At 61.6% G+C, this 18021-nt stretch carries 17 protein-coding genes; 4 read left to right on the forward strand and 13 right to left on the reverse strand.

What is annotated here, in order from left to right; translation table 11 throughout:
- Positions 1–12: 12 nt before the first annotated feature.
- From AC1D3C_RS28205 to argH, 4 genes are all read right to left on the reverse strand, one after another.
- Positions 13–2733: a TIGR02302 family protein gene (locus AC1D3C_RS28205; protein WP_477485195.1), complete on the reverse strand. Its 2721-nt coding sequence runs from the start codon at positions 2731–2733 to the stop codon at positions 13–15.
- Between the two features lie 134 nt (positions 2734–2867).
- Positions 2868–4136, reverse strand: a complete 1269-nt coding sequence (gene lysA / locus AC1D3C_RS28210; RefSeq protein ID WP_477485196.1) for a diaminopimelate decarboxylase — start codon at positions 4134–4136, stop codon at positions 2868–2870.
- Between the two features lie 16 nt (positions 4137–4152).
- On the reverse strand, positions 4153–4359 hold the full coding sequence (gene lptM, locus AC1D3C_RS28215; RefSeq protein ID WP_247137984.1) for an LPS translocon maturation chaperone LptM: 207 nt from the start codon (positions 4357–4359) through the stop codon (positions 4153–4155).
- Between the two features lie 103 nt (positions 4360–4462).
- Positions 4463–5866 (reverse strand): argininosuccinate lyase, encoded by a 1404-nt coding sequence (gene argH, locus AC1D3C_RS28220; protein ID WP_477485197.1) that lies wholly within the window; start codon positions 5864–5866, stop codon positions 4463–4465.
- A gap of 23 nt (positions 5867–5889) precedes the next feature.
- Between argH and tlpA the strand changes: the two genes are divergently transcribed.
- A complete protein-coding gene (gene tlpA / locus AC1D3C_RS28225; RefSeq protein WP_477485198.1) occupies positions 5890–6558 on the forward strand; it encodes a thiol:disulfide interchange protein TlpA in 669 nt (222 codons plus the stop codon).
- Between the two features lie 329 nt (positions 6559–6887).
- Here tlpA and AC1D3C_RS28230 read toward each other — a convergent pair whose 3' ends face one another.
- The 7 genes from AC1D3C_RS28230 to AC1D3C_RS28260 all read right to left on the reverse strand — a co-directional run bounded on the left by AC1D3C_RS28230 (position 6888) and on the right by AC1D3C_RS28260 (position 12164).
- A complete protein-coding gene (locus AC1D3C_RS28230) occupies positions 6888–7769 on the reverse strand; it encodes a 3-hydroxybutyryl-CoA dehydrogenase (protein ID WP_247035153.1) in 882 nt (293 codons plus the stop codon).
- A 146-nt stretch (positions 7770–7915) separates the two neighbouring features.
- A complete protein-coding gene (locus AC1D3C_RS28235) occupies positions 7916–8845 on the reverse strand; it encodes an electron transfer flavoprotein subunit alpha/FixB family protein (protein WP_477485199.1) in 930 nt (309 codons plus the stop codon).
- Between the two features lie 19 nt (positions 8846–8864).
- The gene (locus tag AC1D3C_RS28240) at positions 8865–9611 is read right to left on the reverse strand and encodes an electron transfer flavoprotein subunit beta/FixA family protein (protein ID WP_046665014.1); all 747 of its coding nucleotides are present in this window, start codon (positions 9609–9611) and stop codon (positions 8865–8867) included.
- A gap of 139 nt (positions 9612–9750) precedes the next feature.
- Positions 9751–10497, reverse strand: coding sequence for a rhomboid family intramembrane serine protease (locus tag AC1D3C_RS28245; RefSeq protein ID WP_477485200.1), 747 nt, complete (start codon positions 10495–10497; stop codon positions 9751–9753).
- Between the two features lie 24 nt (positions 10498–10521).
- Positions 10522–11094: a cob(I)yrinic acid a,c-diamide adenosyltransferase gene (locus AC1D3C_RS28250; RefSeq protein ID WP_477485201.1), complete on the reverse strand. Its 573-nt coding sequence runs from the start codon at positions 11092–11094 to the stop codon at positions 10522–10524.
- Between the two features lie 15 nt (positions 11095–11109).
- Entirely contained in the window at positions 11110–11313 is a 204-nt protein-coding gene (locus AC1D3C_RS28255) for a twin transmembrane helix small protein (protein ID WP_247137989.1), read from the reverse strand.
- Between the two features lie 17 nt (positions 11314–11330).
- A complete protein-coding gene (locus tag AC1D3C_RS28260) occupies positions 11331–12164 on the reverse strand; it encodes an SDR family oxidoreductase (RefSeq protein WP_477485202.1) in 834 nt (277 codons plus the stop codon).
- Between the two features lie 70 nt (positions 12165–12234).
- Here AC1D3C_RS28260 and AC1D3C_RS28265 point away from each other — a divergent pair, with 70 nt between their 5' ends.
- Positions 12235–13215: a YhjD/YihY/BrkB family envelope integrity protein gene (locus tag AC1D3C_RS28265; RefSeq protein WP_046600828.1), complete on the forward strand. Its 981-nt coding sequence runs from the start codon at positions 12235–12237 to the stop codon at positions 13213–13215.
- Here AC1D3C_RS28265 and gluQRS read toward each other — a convergent pair.
- Positions 13144–14040, reverse strand: a complete 897-nt coding sequence (gene gluQRS, locus AC1D3C_RS28270; protein WP_477485203.1) for a tRNA glutamyl-Q(34) synthetase GluQRS — start codon at positions 14038–14040, stop codon at positions 13144–13146. The two genes, AC1D3C_RS28265 and gluQRS, sit on opposite strands and share 72 nt — an antisense overlap.
- Before the next feature lie 18 nt (positions 14041–14058).
- Between gluQRS and AC1D3C_RS28275 the strand changes: the two genes are divergently transcribed.
- Entirely contained in the window at positions 14059–14730 is a 672-nt protein-coding gene (locus tag AC1D3C_RS28275) for a DNA-3-methyladenine glycosylase family protein (protein ID WP_477485204.1), read from the forward strand.
- 101 nt (positions 14731–14831) lie between these two features.
- Positions 14832–15389: an HNH endonuclease gene (locus AC1D3C_RS28280; protein WP_007767848.1), complete on the forward strand. Its 558-nt coding sequence runs from the start codon at positions 14832–14834 to the stop codon at positions 15387–15389.
- A 121-nt stretch (positions 15390–15510) separates the two neighbouring features.
- Here the strand turns inward: AC1D3C_RS28280 and AC1D3C_RS28285 are convergent, their stop codons facing one another.
- The gene (locus tag AC1D3C_RS28285) at positions 15511–17451 is read right to left on the reverse strand and encodes a M23 family metallopeptidase (RefSeq protein WP_038546282.1); all 1941 of its coding nucleotides are present in this window, start codon (positions 17449–17451) and stop codon (positions 15511–15513) included.
- Positions 17452–18021: the final 570 nt, after the last annotated feature.

Consider the following 18021-nt stretch of genomic DNA (forward strand, 5'->3'; position numbering starts at 1 on the left):
GCCGGCTTTAGGTCAGCGAATATCCAGAAGCCGTTCCAGGTATTGCCGCTCCGCTTCGCCGGAAAGAGCATTGCCGAGCTTTTCGCGGATCGCTTCGAGGATTTGGCGGGCGCGCTGGACATCGATTTCATCAGGCACCTTCACCTGATCGCCGAAATCCGGGCCCGACGTGGCACGCGGCCTGCCGAGTGGGTCGCGGCCGTTCTGGCCGCCTTGCGAGGTCATGTTTTCGCCCGGGCCGCCACGATCCTGGCCTTGGCCCTGGCCCTGCTGCTGCATGGCCTGCATCATCTGCTGCATCATGTTCTGGGCGCCCTGGCGAAGTGCGTTGAGCGCGTTGCCCTGGCCTTGCACGGCCTGCTCGCCCTGGCCATCGCCCAGCGCCTTGCCGGCATTGCCCATCTCGTTCTGCGCCTTGCCGAAACCTTCGCCGGGTTGCATGCCGAGGCCTTTCAGCGCCTGCTGCAGCTCTTCCAGCTTCTTGCCAAGGCCTTCCTGCTGGGCGCGGAGGTTCTTCAGCGCTTCACGCAGCTGCTCGGCGGTCATCTGGTCGGTGTTCTGCTGACCCTGTTGGCCCTGTTGACCTTGCTGCTGCTGACCCTGCTGCTGTTGTTGGCCTTCCTGGCCGGGCCGTTCGCTCGGGTCGCCGCGCTGCATGCGGTCGCGGAGCGCCTGGTCCAGCTTGAAGGTCTGGTCCATCAGCCGCTGCTGTTCCTGCATGATTTCGCCGAGTTTGTCGATCTGCTGGCGCATCTGGCCGTTCTGCTGCTGCTGGCCCTGCTGACCCCGCTGCGGCCGACCGGCCTGCAGGTTGTTCATCATCCGCTGTAATTCGTTGAGCATCTGCTGGGCGGCGTCGCGATTGCCGGACCGGGCGAGGTTTTCGATCTGGTCCATCATGTTCTGCAGGTCGCGCTGGCGGATGACGTTCTGGGACTGCATATTGTTGGGCGCCTGCGGAGCGTTCTGCATCCGCTGCGCAAGCTCGTTCATGAACTGCTGCATAGCTTCGCGCAGTTCCTGCATCAGCCGGGCGACCTCCTGGTCGGACGCCTTGTTCTGCAGCGCTTCGGCAAGGTTGCGCTGCGCGTCGCGCAGACGGCGTTCGGCCTGCGACAGGTCACCATCCTCGATGCCGAGCGCAATTTCCCAGAGATATTCGGCCGTATCCTTCAGCTGCTCCTCGTTGCGGGCGAGCTTCATGCGCTCGAGCGCCGACCTGATCAGCAGGAAGTGGCTGAGGTTGGGAATGGTCTCGTCGGGACGGATCGCCAGCGCTTCGTTGAGCTCGATGGCGCGGGGCATCTGGCGGGTATCGAGCGCGAAGACCTGGCGCTCTTCGGCGACGGCCGCCGCCAGCGGTTCGGAGAAGCCGCGCGAGGGCAGCACCATTTCATGGGTCGGGCTGCGGCCGGTCTGGCCGGCGCCATCCTTGGCGATCAGGGTGATCTTGACGCGCTTGCCGGCGAGCGGATGCTCGATCAGGCTTCGGCTCGTCAGGCTCTTGACCTCGCGGCTGTTCTGCCGCGGCAGGTCGAGCCGGTAGTCCGGCAGCGGATAAAGCGGGGTCGCGCCCGGAGCCGGCTTGTCGACCGGTTCGATCAGAGCATGAGCTTCGCGGATGCCGTAATCGTCCTTGCCGGTGAAGCCGATTTCCAGCGCGCCGTTGACGGAACGTTTCGGCTGTCCGTCGAAAGCGATTTCCGGCGGCCGGTCCGGGATCACGTCAAAGGCCCAGGTTTGGCCATTGACGGTCAGGCTGCCGCTTTCGGCGACGTTGAGCGCATAAGTGCGGGGCGGCCGCTGCTGGTTGGGCTGCTGCGGTGCGGCGGGTTGAGCCGATGTCCGTGAGGCGGGTACCTGTCCGGCTGTCTGCTGCCCGGGGGGCTGCTTTTGTTGCTGCGCCGCGTCCTCGGCTGCCTTCTTGGCCTCCTCGGTGATCAGCGTCGATGGTTGTCCTCCAGCCTTCGGAGCAAAGACCACGGCCTCGCCGCCTTCGCCGCCGGTGACGCGCACCGTCAGGGCCGAATTCTGCGGAATGGAGACGGCGGCGACGGTCGTGGTCGCCTCGCGGCCGGTCAGGAACACCGGCGCACGGCCGGTATAGGAGGGCGGCGTCAGCCAGGCGTCGATGCGCAGGTCCGGATTGATGCTCGGCGCCGGCGGTGCGGGTCGGAAGGCATCGGCGGGAGAACCGCCGCCGTTCGAGAAGGAATAACCGAGCGCGACGACGAAGACGAGAGCAGGAATGGCGCGCAGCGCGAACCGGTCGTGCCGGGCGATATCGGGCTGCGGCAGGCCGGCATCGAGCGCTGCGATACGCTCGGCCATGCGGATCTGATGTTCTTTCCAGAGAGCACGGGAGAAGGGCGTTTCGAAAGCCGGCTGGTCGTCCTGCACGCCGACCGGCTGGTGGGGCAGGTTGTTGCGGACTTCCAGAAGCCGGTCGGCATCAGCCACCGCCGGCCAACGCAGGCGGCTTAACGGCAGCAGAGCATAGACGAAGGCAAAGGCGAAGCCGCCGACCAGGACCCAGCGCACCCAGTCCGGCGCGATCCGGAAAATCCCGAACCAGGCCACCGACAGGAAAAGCGCCGCAATCCCGAGGGGCGCGAGCAGCAGCGGCAAAATCCGTTCGAAAAACAACACGATCCGTGCGAAGGACCGTTTCAGTGCGACGCGACGCGCAAGCACGGGATACAATTCGAAGGCACCTTTGCGGATGAAGCTCATGCGATCCGTCTCCAGTCGTGGCGGCGCAAATCAAGCTTCCAAGATAACGATGTTTGTGGCGAAGACGAGGGCAGGGGGCAATCCGCCCCCATATTTTCCAAGCTTTCCCGTAAAAGTGAACGGCGCGTAAATGTTCACGCAAGCCATGCAGGCACGGAGTCGAGGCCGATGAGTTCTTCGTAGCTGCCGCGCGGCCGCACCACATGGAACTCCGATCCCTTCACCAGAACCTCCGGCACCAGCAGCCGGGTGTTGTATGTTCCTGCCTGCACGGCGCCATAAGCGCCGGCCGAGGAGACGGCGATCAGGTCGCCGGGCTTGGGTTCGGCCATCTCGCGGTCGAGCGCCAGGTAGTCGCCGGTTTCGCAGACCGGGCCGACGACGTCGCCCTTGATGCGCGGCGCATCGGCGGCGGGCACGACGACCGGACGGATCATGTGGTAGGCGTCATAGAGCGTCGGACGGATCAGGTCGTTCATCGCGCCATCGACAATCACGAAGGACTTTTCGCCGCCGTCCTTCACGTAGATGACTTCGGTGACCAGGATACCGGCATTGCCGACGATCAGCCGGCCGGGCTCGGTAATGATCTTGCACTCCAGCGACCGCAGCTGGCGCTTCACCGTTTCCGCATAGGCATCGGGAAGCGGTGGCGGGTTGTTGTCCTCGCGATAGGGAATGCCAAGGCCGCCGCCGATATCGACGTGATCGATCCGGTGGCCGTCGGTGCGAAGCGTCTCGACCAGTTCGCGCAACAGCCGGAAGGCGTGATCGAAGGGCTGCAGTTCGGTTATCTGGCTGCCGATATGCATGTCGATGCCGGTGACGTCGATGCCGCCAAGCGTCGCTGCGTGTTCATAAACTGCGCGGGCGCGCTCGTAAGCGATGCCGAACTTGTTTTCCTTCTTGCCGGTCGAGATCTTGGCATGGGTGCCGGCATCGACATCCGGGTTGATACGGAAGGAGACATGCGCCCTCTTTCCAGCTTTCAGGGCGCGCAGGTTCAGGACTTCCAGCTCAGGCTCGGATTCGACATTGAAACAGTAGATGCCGGCTTGCAGCGCCAGATCCATTTCCTGCACCGTCTTGCCGACGCCGGAAAACATGATCCGGTTTGCCGGAATGCCGGCTGCAAGCGCGCGACGCAGCTCTCCGCCGGAGACGACATCGACGCCGGCGCCGAGCCGGCCGAGCGTTTTCAGCACCGCCTGGTTGGAATTCGCCTTCATGGCATAACAGACCATCGCGTCCACATCGGAGAATGCCTTGGCGAAAACCCTGTAGTGACGTTCCAGGGTGGCCGTCGAATAGACGTAGAAGGGGGTCCCGACCGCCTTGGCGATTTCCGGGATCGGCACGTTCTCGGCGTGCAGCACGCCGTCGATGTAATGAAAATGATTCACAGCAAAACTCGGAAAATTACAGGAGCGGGTCGAGCAGGAAAGGCCGGTCGGCAACCGGCTCGGTTTTCTGTTTATCCGGTTTGCCGCTCTTGCGGATGTTCTGCTGCTCCACCGGCGTGCTCGGGCGGTCGAGGCTGCCCTTGCGGCCGCAGCCGACGACAACGATGCCGGCGAGGCTCAGCACAAAGGCGATGCGGGCGATTTTTACCAGGGACTTCGACATTCTATTCCTTCTCCGGCACGGCTGCGGAACTTTCATAGCGAAGTTCCGCGCGCTTGTGCAGTCACTATCCGGCATCACTTCTCAGCGTTCGTTCCGGCTGACGTCAATTCCGACCGCGCCACCAGGCGATCTGTTTGCGCACTTCATCAGGTGCGGTGCCGCCGAAACTGGTGCGGCTGGCGACCGAGGCGTCGACGGAGAGGACGTTGAAGACCTTGTCGGTGATATCAGGATTGATCGACTGCAGTTCTTCCAGCGACAGTTCGGAAAGGTCGCATCCCTTCTCTTCGGCAAGTGCCACGGCGCGGCCGGTCACATGATGGGCGTCGCGGAAGGGAAGGCCGACTTCACGCACCAGCCAGTCGGCAAGGTCGGTCGCAGTCGAATAACCGGCGCCCGCTGCGGCGCGCATCTTGTCGGCACGGATCGTCATGTCGCGCATCATGCCGGTCATCGCGGCGATCGCCAGTTCCAGGTTCTCGGCGCAATCGAAGACCTGTTCCTTGTCTTCCTGCATGTCCTTGGAATAGGCGAGCGGCAGGCCCTTCATGACGGTCAGCAGCGCCACCAGCGAACCGTTGATGCGGCCGGTCTTGGCACGCACCAGTTCGGCGGCATCCGGGTTCTTCTTCTGCGGCATGATCGATGAGCCGGTCGAGAAGGCATCCGACAGGCGCACGAAGCCGAATTGCGGCGTCGACCAGATGACGATCTCTTCGGCGAGGCGCGACAGGTGTATGGCGCAGATCGCCGCGACCGACAAAAATTCAAGCGCGAAATCGCGGTCGGACACGGTATCGATCGAGTTGCGGGTCGGCTCGCGGAAACCGAGGGCCTTGGCCGTCATGTGGCGGTCGATCGGATAGGGCGTGCCGGCGAGTGCGGCGGCGCCGATCGGGCTTTCGTCGAGATGGTCGATCGCGTGGCGCACGCGGGCGCGGTCACGGCCGAACATTTCCACATAGGCCATGCAGTGATGGCCGAAGGTGACCGGCTGGGCGGTCTGCAGATGGGTGAAGCCGGGCATGACCGTGTCGGCGTGTTCCTCGGCGCGGTCGAGAAAGGCTGCTATCAGGCGGGTCAGCATCGCTTCCGTCTTGATGAGCTCTTCCTTGACCCAGAGGCGGAAATCGAGCGCCACCTGGTCGTTGCGCGAGCGGGCGGTGTGCAGGCGTCCGGCGGCGGGGCCGATCAGCACTGCCAGCCGCGCCTCGATGTTCATATGGATGTCTTCGAGCTGCCTAGAAAATTCGAACTTGCCGGTTTCGATCTCTGACATGATTGTGTTCAGGCCGGAGACGATCTTGTCTTTATCTTCGCCCGAAATAATGCCCTTTTCCGCGAGCATCGTCGCATGCGCTATTGAGCCGCGGATATCCTGGGCGAACAGCTTCTTGTCGAAACCGATCGAGGCATTTATCTCCTCCATGATCGCGTCCGGCCCTGAAGCGAAGCGTCCGCCCCACATCTGGTTGGAGGATACTGCGTCCTTCGTGCCGTCAGCCATGATGTCTAGTCCTGGAGTAATTGATGACGACCAAAAGACCTTTCGGCCTTCCGTCCGCCAGATTGATCGTGATTGCCGCCGTTGCGGGAATACTTGCCGGTGCCGTGGCGGTATACGTGACGAATGTGGGGTCTGGCAATGGCGAGACCGGGCTCTCCGCCCAATCCTCCGGCGCCTGCGCGGGCGCTGTCGAGACGGTGAAGTCGGTTTCGCAATTATCCAAGGGCCAGGTCGCCGCCATGGTCGCCGCCCAACCGCCGCGGCCGCTCGATCTCGCCTTCAAGGGGCCGGACGGCCGGGACCTCAAGACCGCCGATTTCGCCGGCAAGACCGTGTTGCTCAATCTCTGGGCCACCTGGTGCGGCCCGTGCCGGGAAGAGATGCCGGCGCTGAATGCGCTGCAGAAAGGCATGGGGGCTAAGGACTTCGAGGTCGTGGCGGTCAATATCGATACCGGCAGCGACGAAAAGCCCAAGGCTTTCCTCGCCGAATACGGCGTCGATACGCTCGGTTATTACCGCGACAGTTCGATGGGCGTCTTCAATTCGTTGAAGAAGGAAGGCCTCGCCTTCGGCCTGCCGGTAACCTTGGTGATGGACAAGAAGGGCTGCCTGATCTCGGCGATGAACGGGCCGGCCGCCTGGGACAGCCCGGATGCCAAGGCGCTGATCACGGCGGCGAAGGGGTTGTAACCCGGACAATTTTCGCGGATGGACGACGGCAGGTATTTCGTTATTCTGCTTTTGGTTGTGATGACGAAAGCAGACGCGCACTGCCATGCTCCTCGGAGAGGATAGGCCGCTTCGACCCGGCGAGGGCCTCGTCATTCAACCGGAGGAGTGATCTATGTGGTCCAGGCCATTTAGCATCACGGTCACCATACGGAAAACCCGCACGAACTGGCAAGTAACCGTGCGGGTGTTATTCCGGAGGTGATCTAGAGGGGCGGGCGAAAGCTCGCCTCTCACTCCCTCACTATAGTTCGGAATGGCATACCTGACAAGGCAATGGCTCGCATCGCCTACCGCGTCGGTACCGGCACTTCGCCGCGATAATCGTAGAATCCGCGGCCGGCTTTGCGGCCCAGCCAGCCGGCTTCGACATATTTTACCAGAAGTGGGCAGGGGCGGTATTTGCTGTCCGCCAGGCCGTCGTGCAGGACCTGCATGATCGACAGGCAGGTATCGAGGCCGATGAAATCGGCGAGCTGCAGCGGGCCCATCGGATGATTGGCGCCAAGCTTCATGGCGGTGTCGATCGCCTCGACCGAGCCGACGCCTTCATAAAGCGTGTAGATCGCTTCGTTGATCATCGGCAGCAGGATGCGGTTGACGATGAAGGCCGGAAAGTCCTCAGCAACGGTCGCGGTTTTTTCAAGCGCGACGACGTAGTCCTTGGCGGCCCGGAAGGTCGGCTCGTCGGTGGCGATGCCGCGCACCAGTTCCACGAGCTTCATCACCGGCACCGGATTCATGAAATGTATACCCATGAAGCGCTCCGGACGGTCGGTGGCGGAAGCGAGGCGGGTAATGGAAAGCGACGAGGTGTTGGTGGCGAGTAGCGCTTCGGGTTTAAGGACCGGACAGACCTGGGCGTAGATCTTGCGCTTGACGCTTTCGTCTTCCGTCGCGGCCTCGATCACCAGGTCCATCGGTGCCAGATCGTTGAGGTCGGAAGAGCCGGAAATCAGCGCAAGGGCCGCTTTCCGCTCGTCATCGCCGAGTTTGCCGTTGGAGACCTGGCGGGCAAGATTGCCGTTGATGGTTGCGAGCGCTGCTTCGATCCGGTCCTTGGACACATCGTACATCTGCACCTTGTATCCGGCGAGAGCCGAAACATGCGCAATACCGCAGCCCATCTGGCCTGCTCCGATGATGCCGATGCTTTTTATGACCAAACCCATGGTTTCGCTCCCTGGGCGTTTACGCCATCTCAAGCGTACGCCTATTTCATAGAAATGCCGGACTGCATGTATGCAGTCCGGCAGATTGTTATTCTGCTGCTTGTCGTTTTGCCAGCATTTTTCGCGCTTGCGAAATGAACAAAGGCTCAAAGCGCCTTTTCGAGCTGGGGCAGGATTTCGAAAAGATCGCCAACGATGCCGTAGTCGGCGACCTGGAAGATCGGGGCTTCCTCGTCCTTGTTGATGGCGACGATGACCTTCGAATCCTTCATGCCGGCGAGATGCTGGATCGCACCGGAAATGCCGACGGCGATATAGAGCGCCGGTGCGACCACCTTACCGGTCTGGCCAACCTGCCAGTCATTGGGTGCGTAACCCGCGTCGACCGCTGCGCGCGATGCGCCGACGGCTGCGCCGAGCTTGTCGGCGACCGGCAGGATGACTTCCTTGAACTTTTCCGACGAGCCGAGCGCACGACCGCCGGAGATGATGATTTTGGCAGACGTCAGTTCCGGACGTTCAGAAGACGAAAGAGCATCCGAGACGAAGCTCGAAACGCCTGGGTTGGCTGCAGCCGAAATGTTTTCGACCGAGGCGGAACCGCCGTCGCCAGCCGCCTGAAAGGAGGCGGTGCGCACCGTGATGACCTTCTTGGCGTCGGTCGACTGGACGGTCTGGATAGCGTTGCCGGCATAGATCGGCCGCTTGAACGTGTCGGCCGAAACGACCTCGACGATCTCCGAGACCTGCATGACGTCGAGCAGGGCTGCGACGCGCGGCATGACGTTCTTGGCGGATGCCGTCGCAGCGGCGATGATCGTATCGTAGGAACCGGCCAGCGAAACGATCAGAGCGGAAAGCGGCTCGGCGAGATTGTTGGCGAGACCCGCGTCGTCGGCGAGCAGCACCTTGGAAACGCCGGCAAGTTTTGCAGCGGCATCGGCAGCGGCTTTGGCGCCGGAACCGGCGACCAGCACGTGCACCTCGCCGCCGATCTTGGAGGCGGCCGAGAGCGCCTTGGCGGTCTGGTCGTTGAGGGTCGCATTGTCGTGTTCTGCCAGAAGAAGAATGGCCATGTTGATGTTCTCCCTTTCCTTACAGAACGCCGGCGGTCTTCAAGGCGCCAACCAATTCCTCGACCGTCTTCACCTTGATGCCCGCCTTGCGGCCGCCCGGTTCTTCCGTCTTCAGGACCTTGAGCCGCGGCGCGGTATCGACGCCGAAATCTGACGGAGTCTTCTTGTCGAGCGGCTTCTTCTTGGCCTTCATGATGTTCGGCAGTGAAGCGTAACGCGGTTCGTTGAGGCGAAGGTCGGTGGTAACGACGGCCGGAAGCTTGACTTCGATCGTCTGCAGGCCGCCATCGACTTCGCGGGTGACCTTGGCGGAACCGTCTGCGAGCTCGATCTTCGAGGCGAAGGTCGCCTGGGCGGAGCCGAGCAGGGCTGCTAGCATCTGGCCGGTCTGGTTCGAATCGTCATCGATCGCCTGTTTGCCGACGATGATCAGGCCCGGCTGTTCGGCATCGACGATGCCTTTCAGTATCTTGGCCACGGCAAGCGGCTCGACCACGTCGTCGGTCTCGACCAGGATCGCCCGGTCGGCGCCCATGGCGAGTGCGGTGCGCAGGGTTTCTTCGGCCTTGGCCGGGCCGATCGACACGACCACCACTTCTTCAGCCTTGCCGGCTTCCTTCAGACGCAGAGCCTCCTCGACGGAGATTTCGTCGAAGGGATTCATCGACATCTTCACATTGGCGAGCTCGACACCCGTACCGTCCGGCTTTACCCGAATCTTGACGTTGTAATCGACCACGCGCTTGACTGGCACCAGGATCTTCATGGGGTCCTTCCTTGACTATCTCCAGCCGCAAATTGCGACATTTGCTGCTTCCTCATTTGTCAGTTGGCGACATGGATACGCATTTTTCGCGCGATTACAACGCGGATTTGCCTCCAGGCATTGCCGTTTTCTCATAGTTCTATTCGGTTACTGCGGCGATCTGCGGAGCGCCAGGTTTTCGCTCGACGGCTTTCGGGGTGACGATGTCGCGGTCGAACAGTGGCACGCCCTTGCGGCGCATGAACAGCACGAGGATGGCGCCGGCAATGATACCGCCCACATGCGCACCCCAGGAGACCATGCCATCGAGATCGAGCGCCAGCATGGCGAACTGCTGGACGATCCAGAGCGCCAAGGGAATGAAGGCCGGCAGCGGCAGCGGGATACGGAAGAGAACCAGCACCCAGACCCGCACGCGCGGATGCAGCAGGAAATAGGCGGCAACGACGCCGGAGATCGCCCCGGATGCGCCGATCAGCGGACCTTCCGAACTCGATGCCACGAAACCGTGGAGAGCGGCGCCCGCCGCTGCGCAGGCGAGGTAGAAGATCAGGAACTTCACATGCCCTAGCGCATCCTCGACATTGTCGCCGAACACCCAGAGGAACAGCATGTTCGAGGCGAGATGCCAGAAATCCATGTGCAGAAAGGCATAGGTGACGAAGGTCAGATCGTCCGGCACGATCACCAGCGACGGATCGAGCGTTGCGTAATTGAAAATCACTGCCGGAATGAAGCCGAGCCCGAGGGAGGCGTGTTCGGCCACTTCAGGCGCGGAAAAATTGGTGAACAGCCATATCAGCACATTAAGAGCGATGATGCTGATCGTGACATATTGCACGCGGATGTATTTGAGTTCGACGGCATCGTGCAGCGGGATGAACATGCTGTGGCTCCTGCGCCGTTGCGGTTACCGGTTCTTGCCAGGAACCCAGAGTATATCGGCTTTGCCGCCGTCATTGGCAAAACGCGCAGCGACGAACAGAAAGTCGGAAAGCCGGTTGATATATTTYAGCGCCGCAGCGCCGACGGTCTCGCTTCGGGACAGCTCGACCATCAGCCGTTCAGCACGACGCGACACGGTGCGGGCAAGATGAAGATGAGCGGCGGCGGCCGATCCGCCCGGCAGCACGAAGGAGGTCAGCGGATCGAGATGGGCGTTCAGCGCATCGATCTCCGTTTCCAGCCGCGTCGCCTGGGCGTCGACGATCCGAAGCGGTTCGTAGTCCAGCTTTTCGCCGGCATCGGGCGTCGCAAGATCGGCGCCGAGATCGAAGAGGTCGTTCTGGATGCGGAACAGCATGGCATCGAGTTCGATCATGCTTGACGTGTGGAGGCGGACGAGCCCGATCGTCGAATTCGTCTCGTCGACCGTGCCATAGGCTTCGACGCGCAGGTCATGCTTGTCGCGGCGCGGACCCGAGACCAGCGCCGTGGTGCCGTTATCGCCGGTGCGCGTGTAGATCTTGTTGAGCTTTACCATCCGCCATCATCAGAATCAGGTCGGGCGACCGCCGCCCGTAATCCAGAGAGTGAGCATGATGAGGACGATTGCAACTGCCTGCAAGAGAATACGCAGTTGCATCAGCTTGTTGGATTTGTTGGGATCGGTGCCCTTCAACATGTTGAACAGCCCGCGGATCAGGACGAGCACGACGAGGCCCATGACGATCAGAGCAAGGACGGTGGTAAAAGTGGACATTGTCGGATTGCTGCCTTTCAATCCAGCCGGCGCATCAATTTATAGAAGAGCGAGGCCGGGAGTATTCTTTTCAGGAAAGCGCCCTGTTTGGCGGGCGTTGTTACCAGATAATGTGGCCTCGGACGAGATGCGGTCAAGGCATGCGTCAAGACGTCATAGACGGCTTCGGGCCCAAGTTTATGGCGGTTGGCCTGCCCCTGTCCATCGAGGCGCCTGAGCTGCCGCTGATACTGCTTCGCATGGACGGAACCTTCGAGGTCGACATGCTCCCGGATCTTGGCGAGCGCGTTGGCGGTGAAGCGAGAGGTGATCGGTCCGGGCTCGATGAGGCTTACTCCGATGCCGCTGCCTTCGAGTTCCATGCGCATGGTGACCGTCAGCCCTTCGAGCGCGTATTTCGAGGCTGTGTAAGCGCCTCGATAACGATAGGGCAGCAGGCCCAGTATCGATGAGCAGTTGACGATCCGGCCATAACCCTGAGCCCGCATGACCGGGATGACCCGCCGCGTCAGCTCGTGCCAGCCGAAGAAATTGGTCTCGAACTGCTCGCGCAGCACATCGGTCGCCAGATCCTCCACCGCGCCCGCCTGGCCGTAGGCGCCGTTGTTGAAGAGCGCATCGAGCTGCCCGTCGATGCGCTCGATCACTGTTGCGACCAGGGCGGCGATCGTATCCGGCTTGGTGTAATCCATCAAAAGGGCTTCGATGCCGCCCGCCTCGAGGGCTGCGAGATCGGCTTGCCTGCGCACCGTTGCAAAGACCCGCCAGCCATCGGCCTTCAGGGCACGCGCGCAATGGGCGCCGATGCCGGAGGAACAGCCGGTAACGATGATCGTTCTATTTTCGGCCATTCGGTGAGGCTCCCTGTACAATCGAAAGAGTTCCTCCCATATTTCCCACCACGTCACAACGGAGTTGCAATTGCCCGAAGAAAACCGCCCCGTCCGGTGGTATCGCCTCGCCTTCAAGGTGCTTTGGGACGCCTATTGGCATTTCTCGGATGACGATGGCTGGGCGATGGCCAGCCATGTCGCGCTGTCCGGCCTTCTGGCGCTGTTTCCGTTCCTGATCTTCGGCACGGCGCTTGCGGGCTTTCTGGGGGCCGGCGACTTCTCGCAGACGACGGTCCACCTGCTCTTCGATACCTGGCCGGCGGATATCGCACAGCCCATCGCCTCCGAGCTGCAGCGGGTCCTCGAAATCCCGCGCGGCGGCCTTTTGACGATCTCGGTGCTGGCGGCTGCCTATTTCGCGTCGAACGGCGTTGAAGCCCTGCGCATTTCGCTCAACCGAGCTTATCGCGTCACCGAGACCCGGCCCTGGTACGTGACGCGCCTGGCGAGCCTCGGTTATGTCGTTATCCTGGTGGTGATCTTTGCGGTCCTCAGCATTCTGCTGCTTGCCGTTCCCGTGGCGCTGCGTTTTGCCGAGACCCGCTTTTATTTTCCGTGGCTGATCAGTGACCTCACGACGGCGGCAAACTGGGGGCTCTATGGCACCGCCCTATTATTGCTGATCGGCCTGCTCGCTTCCCACAAGTGGCTGCCGGCCGGCCACCGCCGGCTGATCGACATCATTCCCGGCGTGACGTTGACGATCGTGGTCTGGACGTGTTTCGGGCTCGGCTTTGCCGCCTATCTGTCGACCTTCGCCAATTATACCGCCACCTATGCCGGTCTGGCGTCGATCATGATCGTGCTGATCTTCCTTTATATGGTAGGCGTCATCTTCATGCTCGGCGCCGAGTTCAATGCCGCACTGATGAAATACAAAATCTATTCGGTCTTCTCGCGCCGCCGGAAGGCGCATCGCGAGCGGGAGAAAATCCGCTCAGAGGCCGACGAAGCGGCGAATATCGCCGCCCGAGAGGCCCTGGTCGCGAAGCGCCGCGAGCCCGGTTGAGCCCTCGCTTTTCGACAGTTTCCTGCCATCTGGCCCCATGATCAGCCGGTGGTGATGATAGGCCGGCTGCGGCAGTTCCAGCAGTTCCTGCAGCAGGCGGTGCACGGCCGTCGCTTCGAAGAGATCGAGCCCGCGCACCACATGGGTGATGCTCTGCGCCGCATCGTCCACTGTCACCGACAGATGGTAGCTCGACGGCGCATCCGAACGGGACAGGACCACATCGCCCCAGACCGACGGATCGGCGGGGATCTCGCCGCGCGCTCCGTCGCCAGTCTCTACCCAGATCAGCGGTGCCCGGATAAGGGCGAGCGCTTTTCCCATGTCGAGGCGAAAGGCATGCCGGACGCCCTCTGCGATCAGCCTTCGCCGCTCGGTCTCACTGCGATATCTGTCTTGGTCGGGATAAAGCGGCGAACCATCCGGATCGCGCGGCCAGTTCTTCCCGTCTGCCTCGTAGGCAGCGACCCTGGCTTTTACCTCGCCGCGGCTCAGGAAGGCCGGATAGACGAGATCCATCTCGGTCAATCGGTCGAGCGCCGCGTGGTAGGCGTCGAAATGTTCGGATTGTCGCCGCACCGGCTCTTCCCATCGAAGCCCCAGCCAGGCGAGATCGTGATAGATCGCCGCCTCGAACTCCGGCGTGCAGCGCGCAGGATCGATATCCTCGATGCGCAGCAGAAAACGGCCCCCGCCGGCTGCTGCCATATCATGGTTGAGCAGTGCCGACAGCGCGTGGCCGAGATGCAGAAATCCGTTCGGACTTGGCGCGAAACGATAGACCGGTTTATCTGGAGGCGGAGCGGGCATGATTTCTTCTGCCATGCTTTTTGAAAAACGGCCATGGGGAGGCAACCAGTGGGGAGGCAGGCGGTGGCGATCATCCGCGATCATTCCGACATTCAGGCGGGGCTCGAGGCGCTGGTGGCGCTCGATCCGAGACTTGCCGATGTCGTCGAGGCTTGCGGCCCGGTGCCGCTCAGGCTGAACGAGCCGGGCTTTTCCGGCCTTGCGTCGATCGTCGTATCGCAGATGGTGTCGAGGGCGAGTGCCGAGGCGATCTGGCGGAGGATAATGGCCGCCGGCCCGGTTACCGCTGAAGGGTATCGGGCCTTGGATCCCACTATCATCGCCACGTTCGGCCTCTCGCGGGCAAAGGCGGCGACGCTTCTTCATTTGTCCACAGCAATTTCGGAAGGTCATTTCGATCTCGCATCCGTCTGCGCGCTGGAAACCGACGAGGCGATCCGGCAGATGACCATGCTGCCCGGAATTGGCCCGTGGACGGCGGAAGTCTACCTGATGTTCTGCGGCGGACATGCGGATATCTTCCCGGCCGGCGACGTGGCGCTGCAGGCTGCCGTTGCCGACGCATTCGGGCTTGAAACACGGCCGTCCGCCAAAAACCTGGCGGTGATGGCTAAGGCCTGGGGGCCGTGGAGGTCCGTCGCAGCGCGGCTTTTCTGGGCTTATTACGCGGCAAAAATGCGCCGCGATGTCACACCTCTGGCCTGAAGCCGCGTCCGAGTATCCCACTGCATTTATTGGGCTTCACAATCCTGTAACAACGGACCTAATATAGAAAGTACAGATGCCGAATCGGGTAGGAGCGTCATTTGACGATTGCAGTCTCCCCGCAGGCCCTGCCGGCGCTCGTTCTGAACGCTGACTACCGGCCGCTGAGTTATTATCCCTTGTCGCTTTGGTCCTGGCAGGACGCGATCAAGGCGGTTTTTCTTGACCGTGTGAACATCATCGCGGAATACGACCACTCGGTCTGCTCGCCGAGCTTCTCGATGAAGCTGCCGAGCGTCGTCAGCCTCAAGACCTATGTCCAGCCGACCCGCAATCCCGCGTTCACCCGGTTCAACGTCTTCCTGCGCGACCGTTTCGAATGCCAGTATTGCGGAGAACACGACGACTTGACCTTCGACCACGTCATCCCGCGCGCTCATGGCGGCGAGACCACCTGGGAGAATGTCGTGGCCGCCTGTTCACCCTGCAATCTGAGGAAAGGCAGCAAGCTGCCGAAGCAGGCCGCCATGTTCCCGCACCAGAAGCCCTACCAGCCGACGGTGCAGGATCTGCATAATAACGGTCGTCTGTTCCCGCCGAACTATCTGCACGAAAGCTGGATGGACTATCTCTACTGGGATACGGAACTGCAGCCGTGAGACGGAGAGGATCGAGCCGGTATTAGAGGGGATGAAGGTCGATTTGGGGCAGCCTGCGCGAGAAACCGACCTGATCAGTGAGGGCGCGCTGCGTTTTGAAGTTCAGCGGGTGGCAAATTCGCTACCGGCTGGCGACTTCGTCGGGCGACTGGGTGTTGAGCAGCGTATCGATCCGCTTGCGTTCTTCTTCGAACCGGGCGAGCGCCTTGCCGTTCAGCGAATTGCCGCCGGGCAGGCGGACTTTCATCGCATCGACCTTGGTACCGTTGACGATCAATTCGTAATGAAGGTGGGTGCCGGTCGACTGGCCGGTGGAGCCGACGTAACCGATGACCTGGCCCTGGGTGATCTTGGCGCCTTCGCGAACCCCCGGCGCGATCGCGCTCTGGTGATTATAGGAGGAGACATAGCCATTGGCGTGGCGGATGAGGGTCTGGTTCCCGTAGCCGCCGGAGTCCCAGCCGGCCTTTTCGACGACGCCGTTGCCGGTAGCGATGATCGGCGTGCCGCGCGGGGCTGCCCAGTCGGTGCCGGTATGCATGAGGGCTTTCCCGAGAATCGGATGGCCGCGCATGCCGAAACCGGAGGTCATGCGGCCGTTCGGAAGCGGGTTGCGCAGCAGGAACTGGCGGATGCTCTTGCCGTCCTCGTCGAAATAATCGACCGAATTGTCGTCCGAATTCTGAAAGCGGTAGAAACGGCTCGTTGTGTCGCCAAAGCGGGCGTTGACGTAAAGCAGTTCGGAATCCTTGTTGGCCTGACCCTTTTCGTCGGCGACCGAGAAGAAGGCCTCGATCTTGTCCGTCGGCTTTAGCTGGGCCTGCAGGTCGACATTGCTGGCAAGCAATTTCACCAGCGTCCCCGTCATTTCCTTGCTCATGCCGTAGGAAAGGGCTGCCCGGTAGATGCCGTCGTAGACGCGCGGCAGTTCGCGGCCGGCGACGACCTGTGCGGGCTGTTCGCTGAAGGCCGAGGCGACCGCGTCCAGCATCGGCGGCTCCTGGCCATCCACGAAGCGGCCGTGGTCGTCGAGGGCGACCGTTACCCGGTGATCGCCGCGCCGGTAGAGGCTGGCGCGCACGACCAGAACCATGTCGCCTTCCTGAATAACCCCGATGCGCAGCACGTCGCCGACGGAAAGATTGGCTTCGCCGAGGCGGGATTGCAGGTAGCCGGAAATTTCCCGCGCCTTGCCTTCCGGATAACCGACCTCGGCCATCGCCTGGCTGACCGTTTCGACCTTGCGCACGGGAATGATGTCGTCGGCATATTCGCGCGTATGGGAGTTGATCGCCTCAGGTGTTGAAACCGAGATGTTTTCCTCGACGACGCGGGCCGAAAGGCCGGCGGTGATATCGAGACCGCCGCCGTCATCCTTTGAGGAGAAGCGCTGCGGGTCGACATAATAGAGAGCCGAAAGCTGGCCACCGCCGTCGGTGAGCACCGAGCCGTTGGAACGGACGTTCTCCTCGACCTCCTCCAGCGTCATCGCCGGCGCGAAGGCATACATGCTGCCCTTAATGGGGAAGGCCACGGTCTGGAGACTGACCTCGGATTCGACGTTCGACCCGTAGATGACGCCGGCGCGCGCTGCAGGCGGCGGCGGGGTCTCGCTTGAGGAGAAGATCGTCATCGGATCGAAGTTCGGGTAATCTTCCTGCGCCACGTGGTTTGCGGCAAGGTTCATCTTCACATGCGCGAACGGCTTGCGGCGGACGACTTCCTTATTGCCCTCGTGCACGACCGTCGAGACTTCCATCACCTTCCGGTCGGTCGGCATGGCAACGATATTGCCGCCGAGCAGCCGCTTGCCGCGTGACGCTGCATCAGCATCGTTTGTCGGGATGGCGGCGGAGGCTTCGGCAGGGATGGCAAGCTGCTGCCGGCCGTCGAGGGCGGCAAACAAAGCAACGCCCATCAGAATGGAAGAGGTAATGCCGGTCAGGAAGGTGCCGGACAGCCAACGCAACGAAATCTCACGTCGATCCGGAGCGCGACGGCCGTCGGCGAGGATCGGCGGTTCGTTGCCGAGCGAGCGGATCATGCTGCGGGCCGTCATCATGCCAATTAAAGCCAGTCCCTGATACTCGTTATTGCCGTAGGCAGCTTTTATACTGCCTGCGGGACCTTGGGCCAAACATGTGCCCCTTTCAACATAGAGAGTCAAATCGGCGACGGTGCAAACGCGTACATTCGCCTGACATGCGCTTTTCGATTCCCTACTGGCCCTGTGGTAACCATGAGATTGTGAATTTGTCGGGGCGGTTTTGGGGCGAGGGCCGAAAGGGCGCTGTTTATACCTGCTTCAGGGGGTCAAAAGTTGCCGGAAAACGGAAATTCGAAGAGTTTTTCCGAAATTCATCTTTTAAATCATTAGGTTGGCATTTTTCTCAAGATTTCTGAATCAATGCTGTTGACTTCAAACTGGGGTCGGCACTATAACCCGCTCACTGAACGAGGGCGGCGGCGCTGCTGGCGACGACGACTTTCGTTCTACAGAAATCACTGATTGATTGGCGCATGCTGGTTGGGACCGAGTTTCGGTTTGGTCTCTTGGGGTGTTGCTGTTTCGAGAAGTTTTGACGGTTTGGCCCTTGGGTTTGGAAGCGTCGGTTATTTGACAATTGAAGAT

It is taken from the genome of Neorhizobium sp. P1_A6 (assembly GCF_056406795.1).